At 66.6% G+C, this 22323-nt stretch carries 22 protein-coding genes; 7 read left to right on the top strand and 15 right to left on the bottom strand.

Features of this window, described 5'->3' with window-relative positions; all coding sequences use genetic code 11:
• Window positions 1-363: 363 nt before the first annotated feature.
• Genes pyk through ACLBYB_RS30925 form a run of 4 tightly spaced genes read right to left on the bottom strand, consistent with a single transcriptional unit; the run spans window position 364 to window position 5528 of the window.
• Window positions 364-1776 (bottom strand): pyruvate kinase, encoded by a 1413-nt coding sequence (gene pyk / locus ACLBYB_RS30940; protein ID WP_447701111.1) that lies wholly within the window; start codon window positions 1774-1776, stop codon window positions 364-366.
• 46 nt (window positions 1777-1822) lie between these two features.
• Entirely contained in the window at window positions 1823-3082 is a 1260-nt protein-coding gene (locus ACLBYB_RS30935; protein ID WP_447701110.1) for a glycerate kinase type-2 family protein, read from the bottom strand.
• Window positions 3083-3092: 10 nt separating this feature from the next.
• Complete coding sequence (locus tag ACLBYB_RS30930) at window positions 3093-4172, bottom strand: tartrate dehydrogenase (protein WP_447701109.1); 1080 nt, start codon at window positions 4170-4172, stop codon at window positions 3093-3095.
• Between the two features lie 51 nt (window positions 4173-4223).
• Window positions 4224-5528 carry an MFS transporter gene (locus tag ACLBYB_RS30925; protein ID WP_447701108.1) on the bottom strand — a complete coding sequence of 435 codons (1305 nt, stop codon included), beginning with the start codon at window positions 5526-5528 and terminating at the stop codon, window positions 4224-4226.
• A 150-nt stretch (window positions 5529-5678) separates the two neighbouring features.
• Between ACLBYB_RS30925 and ACLBYB_RS30920 the strand changes: the two genes are divergently transcribed.
• The gene (locus ACLBYB_RS30920; RefSeq protein WP_447701112.1) at window positions 5679-6395 is read left to right on the top strand and encodes a GntR family transcriptional regulator; all 717 of its coding nucleotides are present in this window, start codon (window positions 5679-5681) and stop codon (window positions 6393-6395) included.
• 238 nt (window positions 6396-6633) lie between these two features.
• On the opposite strand, the gene ACLBYB_RS30915 is transcribed toward ACLBYB_RS30920, so the two are convergent.
• Both ACLBYB_RS30915 and ACLBYB_RS30910 read right to left on the bottom strand, forming a co-directional pair.
• Complete coding sequence (locus tag ACLBYB_RS30915) at window positions 6634-7089, bottom strand: carboxymuconolactone decarboxylase family protein (RefSeq protein WP_447701107.1); 456 nt, start codon at window positions 7087-7089, stop codon at window positions 6634-6636.
• 23 nt (window positions 7090-7112) lie between these two features.
• Window positions 7113-7520, bottom strand: a complete 408-nt coding sequence (locus ACLBYB_RS30910; protein WP_447701106.1) for a cupin domain-containing protein — start codon at window positions 7518-7520, stop codon at window positions 7113-7115.
• An 88-nt stretch (window positions 7521-7608) separates the two neighbouring features.
• Here ACLBYB_RS30910 and pdxR point away from each other — a divergent pair, with 88 nt between their 5' ends.
• Window positions 7609-9015: a MocR-like pyridoxine biosynthesis transcription factor PdxR gene (pdxR, locus tag ACLBYB_RS30905; protein WP_447701105.1), complete on the top strand. Its 1407-nt coding sequence runs from the start codon at window positions 7609-7611 to the stop codon at window positions 9013-9015.
• Between the two features lie 232 nt (window positions 9016-9247).
• Here pdxR and ACLBYB_RS30900 read toward each other — a convergent pair whose 3' ends face one another.
• Genes ACLBYB_RS30900 through ACLBYB_RS30885 form a run of 4 tightly spaced genes read right to left on the bottom strand, consistent with a single transcriptional unit; the run spans window position 9248 to window position 11145 of the window.
• A complete protein-coding gene (locus ACLBYB_RS30900; protein ID WP_447701104.1) occupies window positions 9248-9490 on the bottom strand; it encodes a hypothetical protein in 243 nt (80 codons plus the stop codon).
• 4 nt (window positions 9491-9494) lie between these two features.
• Window positions 9495-10067, bottom strand: a complete 573-nt coding sequence (locus tag ACLBYB_RS30895; protein ID WP_447701103.1) for a YdeI/OmpD-associated family protein — start codon at window positions 10065-10067, stop codon at window positions 9495-9497.
• Complete coding sequence (locus tag ACLBYB_RS30890) at window positions 10064-10480, bottom strand: DUF1761 domain-containing protein (protein WP_447701102.1); 417 nt, start codon at window positions 10478-10480, stop codon at window positions 10064-10066. Before ACLBYB_RS30890 ends, ACLBYB_RS30895 begins: the two co-directional genes overlap by 4 nt.
• Window positions 10481-10485: 5 nt before the next feature.
• Window positions 10486-11145, bottom strand: coding sequence for a TetR/AcrR family transcriptional regulator (locus ACLBYB_RS30885; RefSeq protein ID WP_447701101.1), 660 nt, complete (start codon window positions 11143-11145; stop codon window positions 10486-10488).
• A gap of 76 nt (window positions 11146-11221) precedes the next feature.
• On the opposite strand from ACLBYB_RS30885, the gene ACLBYB_RS30880 reads away from it, so the two are divergent.
• Together ACLBYB_RS30880 and ACLBYB_RS30875 are read left to right on the top strand one after the other, a co-directional pair.
• On the top strand, window positions 11222-12268 hold the full coding sequence (locus ACLBYB_RS30880) for an aldo/keto reductase (RefSeq protein WP_447701100.1): 1047 nt from the start codon (window positions 11222-11224) through the stop codon (window positions 12266-12268).
• Window position 12269: 1 nt separating this feature from the next.
• Complete coding sequence (locus ACLBYB_RS30875; RefSeq protein WP_447701099.1) at window positions 12270-13949, top strand: FAD-dependent monooxygenase; 1680 nt, start codon at window positions 12270-12272, stop codon at window positions 13947-13949.
• Window positions 13950-14157: 208 nt separating this feature from the next.
• On the opposite strand, the gene ACLBYB_RS30870 is transcribed toward ACLBYB_RS30875, so the two are convergent.
• Complete coding sequence (locus ACLBYB_RS30870; RefSeq protein ID WP_447701098.1) at window positions 14158-15702, bottom strand: FAD-dependent oxidoreductase; 1545 nt, start codon at window positions 15700-15702, stop codon at window positions 14158-14160.
• A gap of 49 nt (window positions 15703-15751) precedes the next feature.
• Here ACLBYB_RS30870 and ACLBYB_RS30865 point away from each other — a divergent pair, with 49 nt between their 5' ends.
• Window positions 15752-16228: a MarR family winged helix-turn-helix transcriptional regulator gene (locus tag ACLBYB_RS30865; protein WP_447701097.1), complete on the top strand. Its 477-nt coding sequence runs from the start codon at window positions 15752-15754 to the stop codon at window positions 16226-16228.
• A gap of 290 nt (window positions 16229-16518) precedes the next feature.
• Here ACLBYB_RS30865 and ACLBYB_RS30860 read toward each other — a convergent pair whose 3' ends face one another.
• The 4 genes from ACLBYB_RS30860 to ACLBYB_RS30845 are packed head-to-tail and all read right to left on the bottom strand — an operon-like array spanning window position 16519 to window position 19708.
• Window positions 16519-17763: an AGE family epimerase/isomerase gene (locus ACLBYB_RS30860; protein WP_447701096.1), complete on the bottom strand. Its 1245-nt coding sequence runs from the start codon at window positions 17761-17763 to the stop codon at window positions 16519-16521.
• Window positions 17764-17782: 19 nt separating this feature from the next.
• Window positions 17783-18718, bottom strand: coding sequence for a glucose 1-dehydrogenase (locus tag ACLBYB_RS30855; protein WP_447701095.1), 936 nt, complete (start codon window positions 18716-18718; stop codon window positions 17783-17785).
• Window positions 18640-19185, bottom strand: coding sequence for a VOC family protein (locus tag ACLBYB_RS30850; RefSeq protein ID WP_447701094.1), 546 nt, complete (start codon window positions 19183-19185; stop codon window positions 18640-18642). The genes ACLBYB_RS30855 and ACLBYB_RS30850 overlap by 79 nt, the downstream gene beginning before the upstream one ends.
• Window positions 19186-19195: 10 nt before the next feature.
• Window positions 19196-19708 carry a cupin domain-containing protein gene (locus ACLBYB_RS30845; protein ID WP_447701093.1) on the bottom strand — a complete coding sequence of 171 codons (513 nt, stop codon included), beginning with the start codon at window positions 19706-19708 and terminating at the stop codon, window positions 19196-19198.
• A gap of 71 nt (window positions 19709-19779) precedes the next feature.
• Here ACLBYB_RS30845 and ACLBYB_RS30840 point away from each other — a divergent pair, with 71 nt between their 5' ends.
• Both ACLBYB_RS30840 and ACLBYB_RS30835 read left to right on the top strand, forming a co-directional pair.
• A complete protein-coding gene (locus ACLBYB_RS30840) occupies window positions 19780-20973 on the top strand; it encodes an L-dopachrome tautomerase-related protein (RefSeq protein WP_447701092.1) in 1194 nt (397 codons plus the stop codon).
• Window positions 20970-21947: a LacI family DNA-binding transcriptional regulator gene (locus ACLBYB_RS30835; RefSeq protein WP_447701091.1), complete on the top strand. Its 978-nt coding sequence runs from the start codon at window positions 20970-20972 to the stop codon at window positions 21945-21947. Before ACLBYB_RS30840 ends, ACLBYB_RS30835 begins: the two co-directional genes overlap by 4 nt.
• Window positions 21948-22323: the final 376 nt, after the last annotated feature.

The following is a 22323-nucleotide window of genomic DNA, read 5'->3' as shown; positions in this document are numbered from 1 at the left end:
GGACGATGAGAGTTGATGGCGAACCGGTCAGACCGGGAGCCGGGACACCCCGCCGAATGTCCAGGGCGTCATAGCCCGCAAAGCAGAGTGGGACCCAGCTCACGGATACCATCAGGGCCAGCGGTCACATGAACGACTGCATCGACAGGCCGGACACAAGACTGCACCCGACCAACCCGTCAGAAGCTCAATTCGCCACTTGCAATGCGGGAGCCATCCACACAGGACGTTCGTTTGTGTCCTGTCGAAGCTGACCCGGGCCAGAAAAAGTGACCTCGATTTTTAGCCGACCGCAAACCGATTGAGCAGAGCCTACGGGGTTGTGCGACTGAACAGTTTACCGGCCACGCTCCAGATTTTTGATCATATTTGGATGACCCGGATGTTGTTGGTGTTGCCGGTGGTGTGGAACGGGATGCCGGCCGCCACGACGATTTGGTCGTTGGGCCGGGCAAACTTCTCGGCCTGGGCGTGGTGCGCCGCCTTGGCGGTCATCTCCTCGTAGCTATTCACGTCCTCGGTCTGCACCGAGTGGGCCCCCCACAGCAGACACAGACGCCGTGCCGTCGCGAGGTTTGGCGTCAGCGCCAGGATCGGCGGCTCCGGACGCTTGCGAGCGACCCGCGCGGCCGTGGTGCCGCTCGACGTGTAGGTGACGATGACCTTGGCGTGCAGCGCCTCCGCCAACACGGCGGTGGCGGTGGCCACGGCGTGGGGAGGGGTCTCCTCCTCGCCAGGGTCCGAGGCCGCCACGATGGAGTGGTACAGCTTGTGGCCTTCCACCGAGCGGATGATCCGGTCCATCATCGACACCGCCTCGACCGGGTACTGACCCGTGGCCGATTCCGCCGAAAGCATCACCGCATCGGCGCCGTCGTAGATCGCGGTCGCCACGTCCGAAGCTTCCGCCCGGGTCGGGGCGGGGGCGCTGACCATCGAGTCGAGCATCTGGGTGGCCACGATCACCGGCTTCACCGCGAGGCGGCATGCGCGGATCAACTCCTTCTGGCGGCCCGGCACGTCCTCGTGGGGGATCTCGACGCCGAGATCGCCGCGGGCGACCATCACCGCGTCGGAGAGGCGGATGATGTCCTCGATCCGGTCCAGCGCCTGGGGCTTCTCGATCTTGGCCATCACCCCGGCGCGGTCGCCGATCAGGCTTCGCCCCTCGATCATGTCGGAGGGCTTCTGGACGAAGGACAGGGCGACCCAATCGACGCCGAGGTCCAAGCCGAAGGCGAGATCGGCGCGGTCTTTCTGCGTGAGCGGCGACAGGTCGAGGAGGGTGCCGGGCAGATTGACGCCCTTGCGGTTGGAGATGACGCCGCCGGTGATCACCTCGGCGGTGATGCTATCGGCCTCCAAGCCGGTGACGCGCACCCGCACCCGGCCATCGTCGATCAGCAGGTCCTGGCCGGGCACGACGGCGGCGAAGATCTCGGGGTGGCGCAGCGGGATCGCCTGCTTGTCGCCGTCCGCGCCGTCCAGCACGAAGCGCACGCTCTCGCCCGCCACGACGTCGAGACGGCCATCCTTGACGGTCCCGACGCGGATCTTGGGGCCTTGCAGGTCCAGGAGGATGCCTATCGGTCGGCCGGCCTCCTCTTCCAGGGCGCGGATGGAGGCGTGGACCTTGGCGTGGTCGTCGTGGGTGCCGTGGCTGAAGTTGAGGCGGAAGGTATCCACCCCTGCCAGGAACAGGGCCTTCAGCCGGTCGGGGGCGGAACTCGCCGGCCCCACGGTGGCGACGATCTTGGCGTGGCGGTGACGGCGCATGGCACATCCGGCCGCGAAGAACGGCCGCCTCTGGTTCGGTTGCGGATCAGGCGATTAGGATCGCCCGGAAGTCGTTGACGTTGGTGAGGGTCGGTCCGGTGATGACGCCGTCGCCCAAGGCCTCGAAGAAGCTGTGGCCGTCGTTTCGGTCGAGGCTCCCGGCCAGCGAGATCCCGAGCGCCGCGGCGCGTGCCGGGGTATCGGGGCCCAGGACCGCCCCGGCGATCTCCTCCAGGCCGTCCACACCGTCCGTGTCCCCGGCCACGGCGTGGATGCCGGGATACCCATCCAAGGCAGCCCCGAGCGCCAGCAGGAACTCGACGTTGCGTCCGCCGCGGCCATCGCCGCGCACCGTGACCGTCGTCTCGCCGCCGGAGAGCAGCACGCAGGGGCTCCGTAACGGCAGGCCGTGGGTGGCGACGCTCAGAGCGATGCCGGCCATGACCTTGCCGACCTCGCGCGCCTCGCCCTCGATGGCATCGCCGAGGATGCAGGGGGTGACGCCCTCAAGCCGGGCGCATTCCGCGGCAGCCTCCAGCGCCATGAGCGGCGTCGCGACCATCCGCACGTCGGGCGTGCCGATCCGGGGATCGCCCGGCTTGATCGACTCACCCCGGCCACTGGCGAGGTGACCGCGCACCGCCTCCGGGATCTCGACCCGGTAGCGGTCGAGGATCGCCAGCGCGTCGGCGCAGGTCGTGGGATCGGGCACGGTCGGGCCGGAGGCGATGTCGAGGGGATTGTCGCCGGGGGTGTCCGAGATCAGCAGCGTCACCACCCTGGCGGGGTGGCAGGCGGCGGCAAGCCGCCCGCCCTTGATGCCCGAGAGATGGCGGCGGACGCAGTTCATGTCGCCTATCGCAGCGCCGGACCGCAGCAACCCGCGGTTGACCATCTGCTTGTCGGCAAGGCTTAGGCCCGGTGCCGGCAGCGACAGAAGCGCCGAACCGCCACCGGAGATGAGGCAGAGAACGAGGTCGTCGGACGTGAGCCCGGCGACCAGATCGAGCATGCGCCGGGACGCGGCCTCACCGGCTGCGTCCGGCACCGGGTGAGACGCCTCGACCATCTCGATGCGCGAGGTCGGGGCGCCGTGACCGTAGCGGGTGACCACGAGCCCGAAGATGTCGCCTGGCCACGCCGCCTCGACGGCTCTCGCCATCGAAGCCGCGGCCTTTCCCGCCCCAACCACGATCGTCCGACCGCGGGGCGGCTCCGGCAGATGCCGGGCGAGGCTGACGGCGGGGTCCGCCGCCGCCACGGCGGTCGCGAACAGCCGCCGCAGGAGATCTCCGGGCTGGGTCACGGCATCCCCCTTACTCGTTGTCGCCCTGGATAGCGGCGATGACGGCGTCGGTGACCTGACGGGTCGTCGCCTTGCCGCCGAGATCCGGGGTGTGCAGGCTCGGATCTGCGGTGACCCGCTCCACCGCCCGCATCAGCCGGTCGGCCGCTGGCTTCTCGCCGAGGTGCTCCAGCATCTGGCAGGCGGTCCAGAAGGTGGCGACCGGGTTGGCGATGCCCTTGCCGGTGATGTCGAAGGCCGAGCCGTGGATCGGCTCGAACATCGACGGGTAGGTGCGCTCCGGGTTGATGTTGGCGGTCGGCGCAATGCCGAGCGAACCAGCCAGCGCTGCAGCGAGGTCTGAGAGGATGTCGGCGTGCAGGTTCGTCGCGACGATGGTGTCGAGGGTCTCAGGCTTCATCGTCATGCGCATGGTCATGGCATCGACCAGCATCTTGTCCCAGGTCACGTCAGGGAAGTCCTGGGCGACCTCGACGGCGATCTCGTCCCACATCACCATGGCGTGGCGCTGGGCGTTCGACTTGGTGACGACGGTCAGGAGCTTGCGCGGGCGGGACTGGGCCAGCTTGAACGCGTAGCGGATGATCCGGTCGACGCCCGAGCGGGTCATCATCGACACGTCGGTGGCGACCTCGTTGGGATGGCCCTGGTGGACCCGACCGCCGACGCCGGCATACTCGCCCTCCGAGTTCTCGCGCACGATCACCCAGTTCAGCTCCGGACCGGAGACGTGGCGCAGCGGGCTGGTAATGCCCGGCAGGATGCGGGTCGGACGGACGTTGGCGTACTGGTCGAAGGGCTGGCAGATCGCGAGCCGCAGGCCCCAGAGGGTGATGTGATCCGGGACGTCGGGGGCACCAACCGCGCCGAAGAAGATCGCGTCGTGGTTCTTGATCTGCTCGCGGCCGTCGGCCGGCATCATCACGCCGTGCTTCTTGTAGTAGTCCGAGCCCCAGTCGAAGTGGTCGAACTGGAACTTGAAGGTGCCGGTCTTCTCGGCCAGCGCGTCGAGCGCCTCGATGCCGGCGGCGATCACCTCGATGCCGATGCCGTCGGCGGGGATGGCGGCGATCTTGTAGGTCTTCGACATGACAGGTCTCCGTGTTGAAGAGGACGTTGGGGGTGGGGAACCAGGGAAACTTCAGTGCGCGACGGCGTCGGCGTCGGCGGCTTCGGATCGGCGCCCTGAGCGGGCGACGACTAGGGTGAGGACGGCCGAGAGGACGAGCAGGCCGGCCACGAACGCGAGCCCGGCGGTGAAGCTGCCGGTCTGGTCCTTGAGCCAGCCGATGGCCCAGGGCCCGGCGAAGCCACCGAGATTGCCGATCGAGTTGATCGTGGCGATGCCCACCGCCGCCGCCTGACCCGAGAGGAACATGGTCGGCATGGCCCATAGGGGCGGCTTGGCCGAACTGATCCCGACGTTGACGAGGGTGAGCGCAGCGATGACCGCCACCGCCGAGGCCGCGCCGCCGGCCAGCATCAGGCCCGCCGCCGCCACGAGGCAGGCGATGACGACGTGCCACTTGCGCTCGCCGGTCTTGTCCGAGTGCCGGGCCCACAGGATCATCGCAATGATCGCGATGGTCGGCGGCACGCCGTTGAGGAAGCCGACCGCCAGGGTGGACAGGCCGAAGCTCTTGATGATCTGAGGCGCCCAGATACCGAGGGTGTACAGGCCCGCCGAGGTCCCGAAGTAGATCAGCGCCAGAGCCAGCACCCGGATGTCGGCCATGCCGGCCAGGATGCCGTGCTTGGCGGCGACCTTCTTGCGGGCATGCTCACCGTTCATCTCGGCGACGAGCCACGCGCGCTGATCGTCGGGCAGCCACTTCGCCTTCTCGGGCCGGTCGGTCATGTAGAAGAGGACGACGACGCCGAGGATGACGGCCGGGATCGCCTCGATAATGAACATCCACTGCCAGCCGTGCAGGCCGAGGATGCCCTCCATCTCCAGGAGCGCGCTGGAGAGCGGCGAGCCGATCACCACCGAGATCGGGGCCGCGGCCATGAACAGCGATACGACGCCGGCGCGATAGCGGGCCGGGAACCAGTAGGTTAGGTAGAGGATGATGCCGGGGAAGAAGCCGGCCTCCGCCGCGCCGAGCAAGAAGCGAAGGGCGTAGAAGCTGTATTCGCCCTGGACGAAGGCGAAGGCTCCGGAAATCATCCCCCACGTAATCATCACGCGGGCGATCCAAATTCTAGCGCCGACCTTGTCCAGGACGATATTGGAAGGCACCTCGAACAGGAAGTAGCCGAAGAAGAACACGCCAGCTCCGAAACCGAATACTGCTGAGCTGAAGCCGAGATCCTTGTTCATCGTGAGCGCCGCGAACCCGATGTTCACGCGGTCGATGAAGGCAATGAAGTAGAGAAGGCAGATAAAGGGGACCAGTCGCCACATCACGCGGCGCATGGTCGCTTTTTCAAGCGACGTATCCATCGTTTCCTCCGGCAGGCCAGCATGCGTTGATCTCTGTATGTCAACTTGCATGCAAGATGGCATCAATTACGCCCGATTCGGACCGCGCGTCAATCTCACATTGCAGCTTGCATGGAAGATGATACGAATGCTGTCGTGCAGGAGGAAGCGATGGCCCGCGGACCGTCAGCCAAGAAACACGAGCAATCCGAGGAACCTGGGCGTCAGCCGTCGATGGTCGACAATGCCTATGCCGCCCTGAAGCAGGCCATCCTGGATTCGAGTTTCGCTCCCGGCTACCAAGCGTCGGAGCAGGAGATCGCCCTTCGCCTCGGCATGAGCCGGACGCCTGTCCACGAGGCGGTGATCCGTCTCCAGGAAGATGGACTCGTCCGTGTTTTGTCGCGCAAAGGGGTCCTGATTTGTGCCCTCGCGCCCGAGGACATGCGTGAGATCTACGACGTCATCATAGCCATCGAAGGGCGCGCAGCCGAGCTGCTTGCTTCACTTCCCGACGCCGAGCGCGAGCTAGCCGCCGCCGAACTCGCCCATAGCACGGAGGCAATGGCGCGGGCCTGGAATGACGGTGATCTTCCCACGTGGGGCAAGGCTGATGCCAAATTTCATCGGACACTTGTGGAGCGCGCGGGTAACGGGCGGATGACCCGGATCATCCAAACCATCAATGACCAATCACATCGCGCACGCATGCTTACACTCAAGCTCCGCCGTGAACTTGGGTCGTCGGTAGCCGAACATCGAGCCATTATCGAAGCCATACAGCGTGGAGAGCCGGTGGAAGCTCAAGCCCGCGTCCATGATCACCGGCTTCGCGCACGAGACGAGCTTCTGCCGATCCTAAAAAGCTTTGGACTAAGACATCTGTAGAAAATTCGCCTTCTATCGTCACGGCTATTTACTTAGCAATTGAATTAGATCTTTAGGAAGTTGTGCAATTACCTCCTCGTCCGCTTTACAGGCTGATAAATCAAAATCCGACGAGCTGATTTCCACCCTGAGCTGCCCTTCCGATAGCGACCCATGCCGGCCATGCCGAGCGAGATTGACCATCCCCGAAAGCGGCCATTCGCCATTCGCCTGGCAACTCCGCTCAGCCTCGGGAGCCCTAGCGCTTCAGTGCGGCCTTCGGCGTGTTCCGGAAGCTGATGGCCATGCGGTTGTAGGCGTTCATCAGGCTGATCGCGATGGTCAGGTCCACCAGTTCGCGCTCGTCGAACACCTCCCGGGCAGCCTGGTAGTCGGCGTCGGGCACGCCGGTATCGGCGACACGCGTCACGGTCTCGGCCCAGGCGAGCGCCGCCCGCTCGCGTGCATCGAAGAGGTCGCCGGCCTCTGCCCACGCCTGCACCAGTGCCAGCGTCTCGACGCCGACACCCTTCTCGACGAGGTCGCGAGTATGCATGTCGAGGCAATAGGCGCAGTTGTTGATCTGCGACACGCGCAGGTACGCCAAGTCGATCAGCACGGCCGGCAGGCCGCTCTGCGTGACGTAGCCGTAGACGCCGCCGAGGGCCTTGGTGCCGGCCGGCGCGACGTGGGCGTAGTCGATGCGTTGGCTCATGATCCAGTTTCCGTTTCCAGGGGTTACTGCTTCTCGGGGGTGACCAGCACTTTGTCGTCGGTGTCGACCACGAACACGGCGAGCAGCCGCGCCGGCTCCGTCGCGCTAGAATTGCGGCTGACCGGATGCCGGGAGCCCGGATCCTCGTGGAAGGTCTCCCCGGCGCGGTAGACGCGCTTGGGGCCGTCGTTCACCTGGGACTCGATGGCACCCGACACGACGTAGGCGAAGATGAAGGCCGTTCTTGCGTGCGTGTGCGGGGCCGAGCCCACCCCGGGCGGGTAGTCGACAGTCACCGCGATCAGCGACTTGCCCGGAACGTTCGGCAATGCGTGTTGAAAGGTCGGGGTGATCTTCTCCGCCGCTTCGTGGGCGATTGCCGAGCTCGCGGTCGCAAAGCCCGCGGCGAGGATCAGAGTTGGAAATCTCATCGGGCTCTCCTGTGTATCCGATGAAGATGCCGATTTCGTGAGCTAGAAAAAAGCACCGAGAACCGTTGAAAATCGTGTACCGCGAGGCATGCAAGGCCCGCTTCGCGTCGAGCTCGACCGCTCGGCCAAGATCCCGCTCGCCGACCAGATCCGGTTGGCCATCGGTGCAGCCATCGAGAACGGGGTGCTGGCGCCCGGTGCGAGGCTGCCATCGTGGCTCGACCTCGCGACGCAACTCGGCGTCGCGCGCGGCACGGTGCGCGTGGCCTACGAGAAGCTCGCGGCAGCGCAGCTCGTGGTGGCCTCGCAAAACTCCGGCACTCGCGTCGCACCCCGCCCCGCGGTGTCTCGGCAGCGTGAACGGGCGCCAAGCCCGGGCTCCTTCATGGAAACATACCGGGAGATGACCGCCGGGCCGGCCGCCTTCCAGATGGGCGTGCCGGGCTCCGACACCTTCCCGTCGACTCTCTTCGCCCGCATCCGCACCCAGGCGGTCCGAGCCGAAGCGAGCGCCCCGGCCCTCTATCCCGACCCGCGTGGCGAGTTGGAATTCCGGCGGGAGATTGCCGCCTATCTCGCCCTGGCGCGTGGCATCGAGTGCTCGCCGGACCAGATCGTCGTGACCCTCGGCTTCGCCGGCGGCCTCGGCCTTGTCCTGCACGCGCTCCGCCTCGGGGGACACACGGCATGGATGGAGGACCCCGGCTTCCCGTTCACTCGGCACGGCCTGGCCGTCGCCGGGCTGACCTGCGTTCCGATCCCGGTCGACGCGGACGGCATCGACGTGGATCTCGGCATCCGGCTCGCCCCGGACGCCGCAATCACTGTCGTCACTCCCGGACAGCAGGCGCCCCTCGGAGGCAAGCTGTCGCTGGCCCGGCGCCTACGCCTGCTCGATTGGGCCGGCCAAGCCAAGGCCTGGATCATCGAGGACGACTACCTCGGCGAGTTGCAGGTGACGGGACGGGCGGCCCCGGCGCTGGCCTCCCTCGACCGCGACGGCCGCGTCATCCACGTCGGCTCATTCAGCAAGACGCTCAGTCCCGCCCTACGCCTCGGCTTCGTCGTCGCGCCACCTGCTCTGGCCCCGCGCCTCGCCGAGGTCGCCGCCTGCCTAGCGCCGGCGCCGGGTCCGTCGCTGCAACTCGCCACCGCCGCATTCATGCGGGAGGGGCACTACATGCGCCATCTCCGGCGGACCAAGCGCGTCTATGCAACCCGTCGCCAAACTCTTTTGGCTGCGCTTCGGCCGCACCTCGGGGAGATCACGACCGCCGGCTTGGCCGCGCTGGTGCCGTTAGCGCAGGGCACGCCCGATCTCGCGATTGTCCGACACGCCAGGATATTTGGGCTGGCACCGGCAGCCTTGTCGGTATGGTACGCGTCGCCCGGCCTTGCGCGGCCGGGTCTCTTGCTCGGCATCGCAACCAGTCCGCAACGAAACCTCGATGAGGCCTGCGAGCGCCTCAGAGAGGTCATCGCTCGCTTGGATTGATCTCCACCCTTCATCTTCCGGCTACGTCGAGCCCTTCGTACCTTACCTGCTCCCACGTCCCAGAAGCGGATGCTCCAGAGGTCCGCGACGGATGGGGGATGACCGGGTGCGGCCGCAATCCACCCGGTCCGATCATTTGGGCTTGTCCTCAGAAGGGTCGGGCAGCGGATGCTTCCTGATTCGACCCGTCTCTGCCGATTGAAGCGTGCCAGACCGATCCCGAAAGCAGACATCACCTCTCCTTGTCTTCCTCCGCCGCATCGTCCGCGGTTAACCTGCTGCAGATCGTTCGCAGAACTCGGATGCTCAAGCCCAGCTCCTCCTGCGAGAGCCCCGTCGCCAGCTCGTCGGCGGCGCGGTCCCAGACATCGACCGCCCTGTCGTAGGCCGCTCTTCCCGGCGCCGTGAGGACGACGAGCTGCGCCCGCTTGTGTCGGGGATTGCTCGGGAACCTCTGCATCTGTCCGAACGTCAAACCCTCATCCAGCCAGGAAAGCGGCGATGCACCGCTCGCGCGTCGTCGCCAGCTTGGCGTTCGTGAGCTTGAGGATCAGCGCATAGCGATCGGTCTTAGACATCGCAGCGAACCGTTCGGCCGCCGCCGGGTCGCCGTCGAGCGCGGCTTGGAGATCGGGCGGCGGCACGGCGGTGCTGGAGGGCGGGTAGGCGGCGTCCCAGCGCCCGTCCCGCTGCGCCGCAAGGACTTCGGCCCAGCCCGCATCGCGCATGCGCCCGTTCTCGGACAGTTCCAAGGCCCGCCGCCGGTTGACCTGCGACCACTTCCCCTTCGGGCGGCGCGGCGTGAAGCGCACGAGAAAGAAGCGATCGTCCCAGGTGGCGCTCTGACCGTCGATCCACCCCTCGCACAAGGCAGCATCGATCGCGTCCTGCCGGGACAGGCTGCTGGCGTCCGTGCCCTTCTTGGCGAACAGGAGCCAGACGCCCCGCATCGCCTGATCCGTTTCCTCCAACCACCGCGCAAAAGCGGCTGCATCCGGGAACAGGAGCACCGGCAGTCCGGCTTTGCTTGGGGGCGCGTTCGCGTCGCTCATCCGACCAGGAATAGGACGACGCTGACGAGGATGCTGGCGACCAGGAAGTAGCTCGCGCTTAGGAACCCATAGACGAGTGGCCGGGGCACCAGCGGGTTGATTGCCATGTTGACCGCCGTCGAGCCGAGATAGCCGACCCCGACCAACGCCCCGAACCCGATCGCCCCGCCCAGCGTCGCGACGCCGACCGCCGGCATCAGCAAGGCGCTCGTGACGGTCGTGACGAGCATGCAGAGCGAGGGACCTGCGATGAAGAGCGGCGGCATCTTCGCGCCCGGCTCGAAGGGCCGGTCGAGGACGCGCGCATAGGCGCGGGCGAACAAGGCCGCGAACCAGACCCATCCAAGCACCATCACCGCAACCGCGGCGGCAAGGATGCCGATCCAACTGATCGGCTGAGACAGGAGGGACATGGGACTCATTCCTTCGGATGGCTCGGGGAAACGGGCTCTGGCGGCACCTTTGTCCGGATGCCGAGGGCGGGCAGGACGACGTCGTCGAGCATGGCTTCGAGAAAGGCGCGGTCGAAGGCCTGACGCTGCACCAGCGAGCGGAACGCGCCGAGCGAGGGGATGATGGTCGCCAGCGTGCCAACCGGCGCCGACGCTCTCGCCTCGCCGCGCGCCACCGCCCGCTCCATCAGGATCCGGTTGGCGGCGACCCAGGGACTGGTCAGCGCATCCGAGGCGGCATCGCCCAGCGCCGGCTCGAACGAGAGCAGCGTCGCGACCCCCGCCATGGCGCGCAGCTTGCGCTCGGCTTCGGCCACCGACTTCGGCCGGAACAGCGCCAGCATGTCGCCGCGGAACGAGCCGGTATCGGGCAGCTGATCGAGGTCGACCTGATCGCGCTTCGTTTGCGCGACCGCATCCAGCACCAGCGCCTCCTTGGACGGCCAGCGCCGGTAGACGGTCGCCTTGCCGGCACCGGCCCGCGCCGCGACCATATCCATCGTCATCCGCTCAAAGCCGACCTCGCCCAGCGTGTCGATCGCAGCGCTGAGGATCGCTGCGTCGCGCGAGGCGTCCCGCTTACGGCCTCCACGAGAAGGCGCTTGGTCCTGGTCGGTCGTTGACATTCCGTATCGATACCATCTAGTTCCGGAACCATCAAGTCCGATTTATGTTCTGGTCCCATCACGCAGGAGGATCGTCATGCGCTACAATCGTCTCAGCCGGACCGGGCTATTCGTTTCCGAACTGTGCCTCGGCACCATGACCTTCGGCCAGTCCAAGGGTCGATACGCGGCCGCCAGCGGCGTCGGGCAGGACGCGGTGGAGGCCATCCTGCGCCGTGCCGTGGATGCCGGCGTCAACTTCATCGACACCGCCGACGTCTATGCAGAAGGGCAGTCGGAGGAGATCCTCGGCCAGGCGATCCGCAACCTCGGGATCAGGCGCAAGGACATCGTGCTGGCGACTAAGTTCGAGCACCCGACGGGGCAGGGTCCGAACGATGCTGGCGGCTCGCGCAAGCATATCGTCGACGCGGTGGAGGCCAGCTTGAAGCGGCTCGGCACCGACCATATCGACCTCTACCAGATGCACGGCTGGGACCCGGCGACGCCGGTCGAGGAGACGGTCGCGGCCCTGGACGACCTCGTGCGGCGCGGCCTCGTGCGCTATCTAGGCGTTTCCAACTGGGCGGCCTGGCAGGTCGCGACCGCACTCGGCATCGCCGAGCGGACCGGTGCCGCCCGGTTCCAGAGCTACCAAGGCTACTACTCGCTCGTCGGTCGCGAGATCGAGCGCGACGTCGCGCCGATGCTGGAGCATCACGGCCTGAGCCTGATCGCGTTCAGCCCGCTCGCGGGCGGCTACCTGACCGGCAAGTACCGCGGTGGCGGCGATGAGGGACGACGCAAGACGATCCCCTTCCCGCCCGTGGACGAGGCGCGTGGGGCCAAACTACTCGACGCGATGGAGCCGATCGCGACGGCGCATGAGACCTCGCTGGAGGCGGTAGCGCTCGCCTGGCTGCGCCGGCAGCGAAGCGTCGCCAGCATCATCACGGGGGTGAAGAGTGTCGAGCAGCTCGATGCCAACCTGAAGGCAATCGCGGTCGAATTGACGGGCGACGAGATGGAAACGTTGAGCGCAGTTGCCGGGCCGAACCCGGAATACCCCGGCTGGATGTTGGCGCAAGGTAGCGCCGCGCGCGCCACGCTTCTGGTCACCGGCTCGCTGCCGAAGGGCGAGTGACATGACCGCGTTCTTCGACACCGACGTCGTGATCGTCGGCGCGGGGCCCGTCGGCTTGGCCACCGCCTGCGCGCTCGCCCACCACGGCGTCTCGTTTCGCATCTTCGAGCGTGCGCCGGGCATCTCCGGGGCTTCGAAGGGGCACAACGTCATCGCCCGGGCGCAGGAGCTTCTCGCCTCGATCGGCGTGCGCGACACGCTGGCGAGGACCAGCTACGGCGCGCCCTTCACGCAGTACATGCTCGACGGGCGGCCGATCCACCGACAGAGCACGCGCGAATTGCCGTCCCCTTATCCAGACGTACTGTTCTCGGACCAGGGCACGATCGAAGCGGGGCTCTCCGATCACCTTGAGGCGGGCGGCCACCAGGTCGAGCATGCGCACGAGGTCCGCGGTATCGATCAGGGCGGTGATGGCGTGACTGTGACGGTCGTCCCGGTCGATGACGATGGCGACGCTTCCGGCGAGACGATGGAACTGCGCTGCCGCTACCTCGTCGGAGCCGACGGGGTGAAGGGCACGGTGCGCAAGGCGGTCGGGCTCGACTTCAAGGCCGAGGACCTGCCGGGCTGGGCGATCCGTCAGATTGACGGGACGTTGGTGTGGCGCCGCCCAATCGAGCGCGACACCGCCTTCTTCTTCCTGTTCCCACATGGCTTTGCCGGCGTGTTGCCGGTGTGGGAGGACCAGTACCGCCTGTTCCTCTTGGAGAGCGAGGAGGCCATGCCCGCGCGCGACCCGACGCGCGAGGAGATGGTGGCGCGAGGCCGCGAGGTGACGGGCGATGCGACCTTCGACATCGCCGATCCGACCTGGGTGTCCTATGGCACGTTCCGCCACGGCGTTGCGCCGGGCTACGGGACGGGTCGGGTGTTCCTGGTCGGCGATGCCGCGCACGCCAACCTGCCGATCGGCGGGCAGGGCATGAACTCGGGCTTCATCGATGCCGTCTCGCTCGGCTGGCGGCTCGCCATGGTGTTGGCGGGCGCCGGGTCGCCCATGCTGCTCCGCAGCTACGCCGAGGAGCGACATGCAGCCAACAGCCAGCTCGACGCGCAGCAGGTGCGCGGCTTCCGGCAGCTCATGGGTCGCGGTCGCGCGGCCGACGCGGTGCTGGGTGCGATCGCGGGCGCCGTACCGCAGGTCGCCGACTACGTGTTCGGCGGCAGCGATCTGGCGCAACTCGATCTTGCCTACCGCGACAGCCGGCTGAGCGAAGACCGCTTCGCGCGTCTCGATCCGCGCCATGTCGGCTCGACCCGTGCGGGCGACCGGGTGCCGGACGCGCCGCTCGTGTTGAACGGCGGAGAAGTCACCACGCTGTTCCGCCAGATCCACAATCCCGACGGGCAGAACTGGGGTTGGCGCCTCTTCCTACTCGACGGCGGCGACCTCAAAACCCATCCGTATCTCGCCGCAGCGGCGGACGCCCTGTCGCCATACGATTGGGTGCGCCCGCTGCTGGTCATCGCCGACCCCGTCTCGACCGGCGACGAGCCGTTGATGCGGGCGGCATGGGACCTCGACCAGGTCGCACACCAGGCGCTCGGTCTGAGTGGGACACCCGCCATCCTCTTGGTGCGGCCGGACGGTCACCTGTCGTTCCGAGGCGGTGCCGCCGACCTGCCGGCGCTGGTTGAGCACGTCGCGACGTTCGCCGTCCCGATGCCGAGACCGTAGGTCCCGGCCGTCGGCTTCTGACCGAGCAGCCTGAAAGTGGACCTTCCGAGGATCGGCAAGGGGTCGTGAGCGGGCGTGGATACGATGTCCGCTCCTATGGATCACCATCCCAGAAGCGGACCGGCGGAAATCCACCCTGAGTGGACGGCCAGCAACCGACCCAACCCAGCCATTCGATGTGACTTCTGATGCGCCCGAAAGCGGTCACTCAGAACAGATCGCCGCGGACGGACAGCCGCTCTCCACGGCTTGAGCGTTCGGTGAGGCCGACTTGGTCGAGATAGCCCTCCAGCTCACCGAGATGGTCGGCCGCAACGACCGCGCCGATGTATCCATCAGGACGCACCAGCACCCAGGCTCCTTCTCCGATCCCGTAGGCTTTGCGAAAGTGCCCGTGCGTATCGATCAGGTCGCCGTGGGAACTGACGCGGTGGATGTGCAGCCCGTGTCGTGGGGCTGGGGTGGCGCAATCCGTCATGTACCCGATCAGGGTCCAGTGCGGACCTTTCAAAAGGTCGAATACACGCACACCCTGCCCAGCAGCACCCGTCAACGGCGCGTCCGGTGCGCGATCACCCGCGAGGATGCCGCGGTGGCGCGCGGGAGCCTCGAAGGCCAGAGAGGAGGTCGAATAAGCAAGGTCGAGTTGCTGGACCTCGCGACCCCGGCGCATGTCGCCGCGCTTGGCCGCTTCAAGCAGCCCCGTGGACAGCCCCAGCATCTCTGCCGCGATTGGCCGACGCTCCTCTTCATAGGTGTTCAGCAAGGCATCAGGCGCGCCCGCCAGCACCGCCGCCAGCTTCCAGCCGAGGTTGTAGGCGTCCTGCACGCTCGTGTTCAGCCCCTGTCCGCCCGTCGGTGGATGGATGTGCGCAGCGTCTCCAATCAGAAAAACGCGACCCGTGCGGTAACTATCGGCTAGCCGCGCATTCATAGCGTAGGCAGAGGCCCACTGCACGTCGTGCACCACGACGTCGAACCCGGTTGCGATGCGGGCTGTGATGAACGCCTGCAAGCCCGCGACGGAAAGGTCCGGCTCGCCCTCGGCGGAGATCGGGGCCTGCAACTGGAACAGCTCCGTTCCAGCCAGCGGGCACAGCGCCAACTGGCGGGCCATATCGCCCTCGTTGAAACGATGCCAGATCTTGCGGTCGAGCCCGGATAGGTGGAGGTCAGCGACCACGGCGCGCACGCCGAGCGTCTTGCCGGGAAACTCGGTGCCCAGAGCATGGCGCACGAAGCTGCGGCCTCCGTCAGCGCCCACGAGGTAGCGCGCTCGGATCGTGTGCTCGTCACTCTGATCGATCACGTTGGCTGTAACGCCCTCAGCATCTTGGTCGAAGTTAGTCAGGGCGCAGCCGTAGTGCGGCTGGCGTCCGAGTTCGGCCAAACGCTCACGCATCACCTGCTCGGTGCGCCCCTGCATCACCATCAGCGGAACACAGTATGGCTCGTCACGCGTGGGCTTCGCCTCGCTAAACATCGCCTCGTCCGCGTAGCTGCCATCCGGGCTGTGGGTCCGCTGGTTGGGATAATGGCCGCCAACAGCCGCGATGCGATCGACGAAGCCGAGATCCTCGAAGACTTCGAGCGTGCGAGGTTGGATGCCCTTGCCGCGCGAGCCGCCGAACGGGGTTTGCGCCTTCTCCACGAGGTGGAAGCTGATGCCGCGCCGGGCCAGATCGATGGCAAGCGTCAGGCCCGCTGCTCCGGCCCCGCAGATCAGAACGTCGGTGCTGGATAAGTTTGTCACGACCGCTCCTTTATGTGTATGATGCACATAAAGGAGCGAGGCCGCAGCGATGTCAACAAAAAAGGTGCAAAATGCACATATTGGTCCGCAGATCCGCCAGTTGCATGCGGCGCTTCTGGAGATCGTGGCGGTGATGAACCGTCCGCAGCGCGACGAAGCGATGGTGCGCGCGGCGGGCATTCCCCTCGACCGAGCGCTGTTCCCTCTGCTCGTCGTCATCGAGCGACGCGGTCCCATTGGCGTCGTGGACCTCGCAGACCGGATCGGCCGGGACTACACGACGGTCAGCCGGCAGGTCGCCAAACTCGATGAAATTGGACTGGTGCGCCGACAAGCAGGCGCAGCGGACGGGCGGGTGCGCGAGGCGGTGATAACGCCAGAAGGTAAGGCTATGACGGATGCGATCGACGCAGCCCGGGAGCGGATGGGCGCGGCAATCTTCTCCGACTGGGAGCCGCACGATCTGGAGGAGTTGGTGCGGCTGATGAGTAAGTTCTCTGACAGCCTGAGCGCCGCTCCAGAATGACGAAGAAACTCCTGCTGTGATCAGCGTGATCAATCGTCGTTCTATGAGGACTGAGGTTGCGGACGGAGGCGGAGCAACGTCTGCTCTAGCGGTTTAACCGCCCGGAAGCTGACTGGCAGAAAACCACCCCGAGCGGACAGCCGAGAGCGACCCATCTCGGCTGGCTCGCAGCATTGCCGCGCCTCCGGAAACCGGTCGTTCAGACCGATCGCATCGTCTCGGGTACGGCAGTCTGCCGAAAGCCGCCTTTCTCGATTGAAAGCGTGACGCGGGGAAGCTTTCGACGATAGTCAACCTTGCCGTTTGGGGTGCGACCCTCTCAAGTCCGATGCGAGCGCGGTCGCGAAGGAGGGGGCTGCGCGCAGCTGTGGCGATAGCGTGGCCTGGTAGGCGTGGTAGAGATCCGCCTTGCCCGAATACGCACGTGAGGAAGGACGGTTTTGGGCATCCACCTCGTTACGCCAACTCCCTCGTTTGCGATCAACCAGCGCCAGATCGATATAATCCCAGAAGCGGCGATACCACCCGGCGTAGGTTGCAGTGCCGGTACGGCGGAACAGCGTTGCGGCGGCGGTTGCTGCTTCAGCCAGCACCCAGTGCGGGCAGTTCATAATCACCACCTCATCGTCCCAACCGATCGTATAGGCGATGCCCGGGGTCCCGTTTCGCGCCCAGCCAAGCTTCGTACCGGTCGCGAACAGGCCGTGTGCATCCTCCAGCAGCCATGCGGGCGCCGACTGGTCGTGGGTGAGGAGGGCTGCTTCCAGCTTCAGCAGGAGATGTGACCATTCGAGGAAGTGGCCGGGCGTCATCCCGTACGGGCGCAGGTCGTCGTCAGGCTTCTCGCGGTTGTATTCGGGCAGGAGCTGCCAGGTGCGATCGAAGTGCTCGGCCACACGATACCGGTTCCCACGAGCGAGATCGTGGATGATACGGGACGCGATCCGCATGGCGCGTGTCCGCCACAGCGGATCGTCCAGCACATCGGCGAGCGCCATCGCCATTTCTGTCGCATGCATGTTGCTGTTGGCGCCGCGATAATCCTCCTCATCGCTCCAGTCAGCCGCGAAGCTCTCTCGCATCGCACCCTCGTCCTCCGACCAAAAGCGCCCCTCCAGCACGGATACGATGCGATCGAGCAGCACGTCCGCCTCTGCCACGCCGGCGACCTTCGCCGAGGAAGCGGCGATGCCGACGAAGACGTGCACGTAGGCGAGTTTGCGGCCTGCGGCATCGCTTGCCTGCGGCATCCACCCGCCATGGGTGTCGTCGTGGAGGGGGCCGAGCAGCGCTGCCACGCCATGCTCGACCAGCGGCCGGCAGCCAGGCAGGCCGCGCAACGCTGCCAGCGCATAGGCGTGCGTCATGCGCGCAGTTATGATCGTGTCCGCGACAGCATCCTCGGGCAGCTGGCCATTGTCATCGAGCGCGGCGAAGCCATCGGCGACGCACGATGCCTTCGAGAAGTCGAGCAGCCGCTGCCCCTGGTCGTCGAGCCAACGGCGGTGCAGTGGCGCATCGATCCAGGCCAGCACGTTTCTATCGTTCACAGCCTCAGCCATTGACCGGCATCCCCCCGTTGACGTGGATCGTCTGGCCTGTGACGTAGGAAGCCTCCTCGCTGGCGAGATAGACATAGGCGGGCGCGACCTCGCTCGGCTGGCCGATGCGGCCCATCGGAACGTTCTTACCCATGTCGGCGACCATCTGCGGATCGACCGGCCCGAAGCCCGCCGGCTGGATTGCAGTCCAGATCGGGCCGGGCGCCACCTCGTTGACGCGGATGCCGCGGGGCGCGAGCTGGAGCGCCAGGGCGCGCGTGAAGCCCATCATCGCGCCCTTGGTGCTGGAATAGGCGACGAGCTGCTCGTTACCGACATAGCCGTTGACCGAAGTGGTGTTGATGATCGCCGCGCCTCCGCGCAGGTGCGGGAGCGCCGCGCGCGACAGCCGGAACATGGGATCGACGTTGACGTCGAAATGCCATGCCCAGTCCTCGTCCCCGATCTCACACAGATCCTTCGCGACCTTCTGGATACCGGCGTTGTTGACGAGGATGTCGAGGCCGCCGAACGCCTCGACGATCCGCGCGACGGCGTCATCGCAGAAGCCGGACTCGCGCAGGTCGCCGACGATCGCCAGCGCGGGGGCACCCTCCGCCTCGATCAGGCGGATCGCCTCGGCGCCATCATCGGCCTCCTCGGGCAAGTGGACGATCGCGACGCTCGCGCCTTCCCGCGCGAAGTGGAGTGCGACGGCACGTCCGATGCCGCTGTCGCCGCCGGTGACGAGCGCGCGCCGCCCGGCGAGCCGGCCGTACCCCTTGTAGCTCGCGCGGATGTGCTCAGCGACCGGCACAAGCTCGCTCTCGCGCCCAGGCATGCGGTTCTGTGACTGGGGAGGGATGCGGGTCATGGGGTGTCCTTCACGATGGTGGGCTTGAAGCGGGTTGCGGGCGCGGTGCGCGTCCAGGCGGCGTCGTCCGGCCAAGCGATCAGTTCGATCACCGTCCCCCAGGGCGCACGCGCGTAGCAGAAGGCATTGGCCCCGGCGGCCTCGATGCCGATCAAGGGTTGGGGCGGGGTCATCAGCGAACCGCCAGCGGCCTCGAACCTACGGGCGGTGGCAACCACATCGTCGCAGTAGACGGCGATATGCTGAAGGCCGAGATCGCTTGCCAGCACGGGGCGATGCTGACCGGCGGGCACGGCCATCTCGAACAGCTCGATCGACGCACCGTTTCCCAGCCGCATCATGCGCATGTGCCGGATCGCGGTGCCGGGCGGCAGGCCGAGCGTCCGCTCCGTGTCCGGCCCCGTCTGAACAGTCTCGGGGGTGACGTTGTCGTATAGGGCGACCGCGTCGAACGCTTGCTTTAGGAAGCGGGCGGCGGCGTCCAGATCGGCGACGGTGATCCCGACATGGTCGATGCCACGCGGGCGGGACGGATCACTCATTGCCGGCTCCTCATTTGAAGCGGCAGGGCTGGTCGACGGTCGGCGCCTCGTCGAGCTGGACGACGAGGAGTTTGACCTCGCCCTGTCCGACGTTGCCGGCGAGATGGCCCTTCTTGCCCTGCATGGGTCCCGATGCGGCAGCGACGGTGTTCTGATCCTCGCCGAGCGCGATATCGCCCGGCCCCATCTCGAACCGCGTCCCGTCCTGCGCCTGCATGAACCAGCGCCCCGACAGGGGCACGATCCATTGCGGCTTGGGGTCCTCATGCCACGCGCCGTCCCACCCGTCGGGCTGGACGGTCGCGATCACCGTCGTGCGTCCTTGGCCGAGCTGGTCCTGCCATTGCGGGCCAGCCGGCGGCGACATGCTCTTCGACGTGAAGCCTGCGAGGCGGCACAGGGTGAAGTGGCTCTGACCCGCGGCGTCGGTCCACAGGTGGCGATAAGCGATCGTGGGCGTGGGTGCAGGCGCGGCCGCGGCCGACGTTGCAAGGCTGAGCAGCATGAGGTGCAAGAGGCGCATTCGGCGCTCCTTCAGCGGGATACAGGGCTAGAACACCGCTTCACGAAGTTCGTTGCATCGCGATGCAACAAATGGTGACAGTCAGTGTTTTTGCTGCATCGAACGACATCTGGAGCTGCCCGATGCGCCTCATCCCCGCCGCCGCCACCGTCGCTGTTACCCTGCTCGCCGTGCCCACAGTGGCCCAGACCCCGTCGATCGCCTCAAACGTCGACCCGTCATTCGGAGCGGTCGGCCACATCGAGATCGTGGCGGCACTGCCCGGACCCGACCCCTCGGGTATCGCCGTGATCGGCGACCGGCTGTTCCTGAGTTCGCCCAAGCAGGATGCCGATCACGCCGGCCCGACGTTGGTCGAATGGCGCGACGGGCGGGCCGTGCCGTGGCCGTCCGAGGCGCTCTCGCTGCCCTCGACGCGCCCCGCATCGGATCGGCTCGTGTCGGTGCACGGTCTCACCACGGACACCCGCGGGCGGCTCTGGGCGATCGACGACGGCAAGGTGAAGGGCAAGCCGTACGAGCCGGGTGCCGCCAAGATCGTCGGCTTCGACCCGGCCACCGGCGCGATCGTGGCGAAGGTGATCCTCACCGACGCCATGCTGCCGGGTAGCAACATGAACGACCTGCGCATCGATCTTACGCATGGGCGCGAGGGTACTGCCTACGTCACCGACAGTTCGGTCAAGGACGCGGCGCTGATTGTTGTGGACCTCGCCACCGGCCGACAGCGGCGCGTGCTGGCGGGCGACCGTTCCGTCGTCCCCGATTCTGGCTACCTCACCGTGCTCGACGGGCGGGTGCTGGTTGCGGATCCCAAGCAGTTGACCATGCCCACGGGCGGCGCAGACGGCATCACGCTCAGCAAGGACTCGAGCCAGCTCTACTATTCGCCCCTGTCCAGCCGCCGCCTCTACAGCATCCCAACCGCGCTTCTCGCCGACTTCGATAAGGACGACGCTACGCTCGCCGCGGCCGTTACAAACGAAGGCGAGAAGGGCGCAGCGGACGGGCTCGCGACCGATGCCTGGGGACGCATCTACACGACCGCCGCCGATCAGGACGCCGTCTTTCGTCGTAACCTCGACGGTTCGTTCGACCTCATCGCCCGCGACGCGCGCTTCGTCTGGCCCGACGGCATCTTCGCGGATGATCGATACGTCTGGGTGGTGCTCGGCCAGTGGACCCGCCTGCCGCAGTTCCATAGTGGTATGGACATGCGCAAACCTCCCTTCCTTGTTGCCCGCATGCCGATCGAGGCGCCGTGAGAGAGCGTGCGCCGACTAGTCATGACGTCGCGCGCGAGGCAGGCGTCTCGCAGTCGGCGGTGTCGCGCACCTTCACGCCGGGCGCCAGCGTATCGCCGGAGATGCGCGAGCGGATCGAGGCGGTCGCCCTCCGGCTCGGCTACCGGCCGAACCGGCTGCCCGGCATCATGCGGCGGGGCAGGAGCGGCATCATCGCCGTCGTGGTGGGCGGCCTCTACAACCCCTTCCACACGATGACGCTGGACTCGTTCACGCGCGCACTCGCGGCGGCGGGCAAGCAGACCATGCTCGTCCGGGTGGAAGACGACCGCGACCTCGACGAGGCGGTGGGCGACCTCGTCTCGCTTCGGATCGATGGGGTGCTGAGCGCGCTGTCGGTATCTTCGCAGCGCATCGCGGATATTCTCGACCGCCATCGGCTGCCGATCGTGACCCTGAACTCGACGATCACCAGCGCATGGGTCCGTACCGTCAACTCGGACAACGTCGAGGCGGGGCGGCAGGCCGCAGGGCTGCTTCATGCATGCGGAGGCACGCGGTTCGCTTCGATCATGGGTCCGGCGTCGACGCTGAGCCATGGTGATCGCGCCAGCGGGTTCGCCGCTGCCCTCCGGAGCTTGAGCATCTCTCCGCTTGCGGCAGCCCATGGCGGCTATGACCATAATTGGGGCTATGAGGAAGCGACGCGGCTGCTTGAGCGCCCCGACCGACCGGACGCCGTGTTCTGCGGCAATGACCTGATCGCCGCCGGCGTCGTGGACCGCTGGGCTCAGGCAGGGCTGACGGCACCCGACGACTTCAAGATCATCGGGTACGACAACATCCCCATCGCCGATTGGCCGTCGTACGCATTGACGACCTTCGATCAGAACAGCGACCAAATGGCCGAGCGAGCCATCGCGATGTTCGACAGCTTCGACGCCCCGGCGCCGGCGTTCGTCGCTCCCACGTTGATCAGACGGCGATCATGCTGATCGGTTGAACGGTAAATCGCTGGATCATTGCCGATCAGCAGCCTCACTCTTCTCAGCCAAGTCTTGCAAGGTCATTTGCTAACATCACGTTTTTCTTGAGCTTTGATTGCGGCCTAGAAAGTGACACTACCCAATGATGGCAGCTATCGCACGCCCTCTTCTCGAAAGCAGCCGGACTGCTTTCCACCCTTTGCTGCCCGTCCGGGAGCGACACTACCTCGTCGCTGAGGACGTATCGCTCCATGCTCGAAAGCAGATGGGGTGGATGGCTCCCGCTCCGACTGACGGCATCTCGGTGCCAAGATGTGGTCGCTGTCGAAGCAGCAGCCACGCAGATGCAGGAGCCATCCCCATGGAGATCACCACCGTCGGCATC

The sequence above is a fragment of the Methylobacterium sp. D54C genome, from assembly GCF_053345595.1.
The sequence above is the reverse complement of the archived record's forward strand: the minus strand, read 5'-3'. Positions and strand labels throughout refer to the sequence as shown.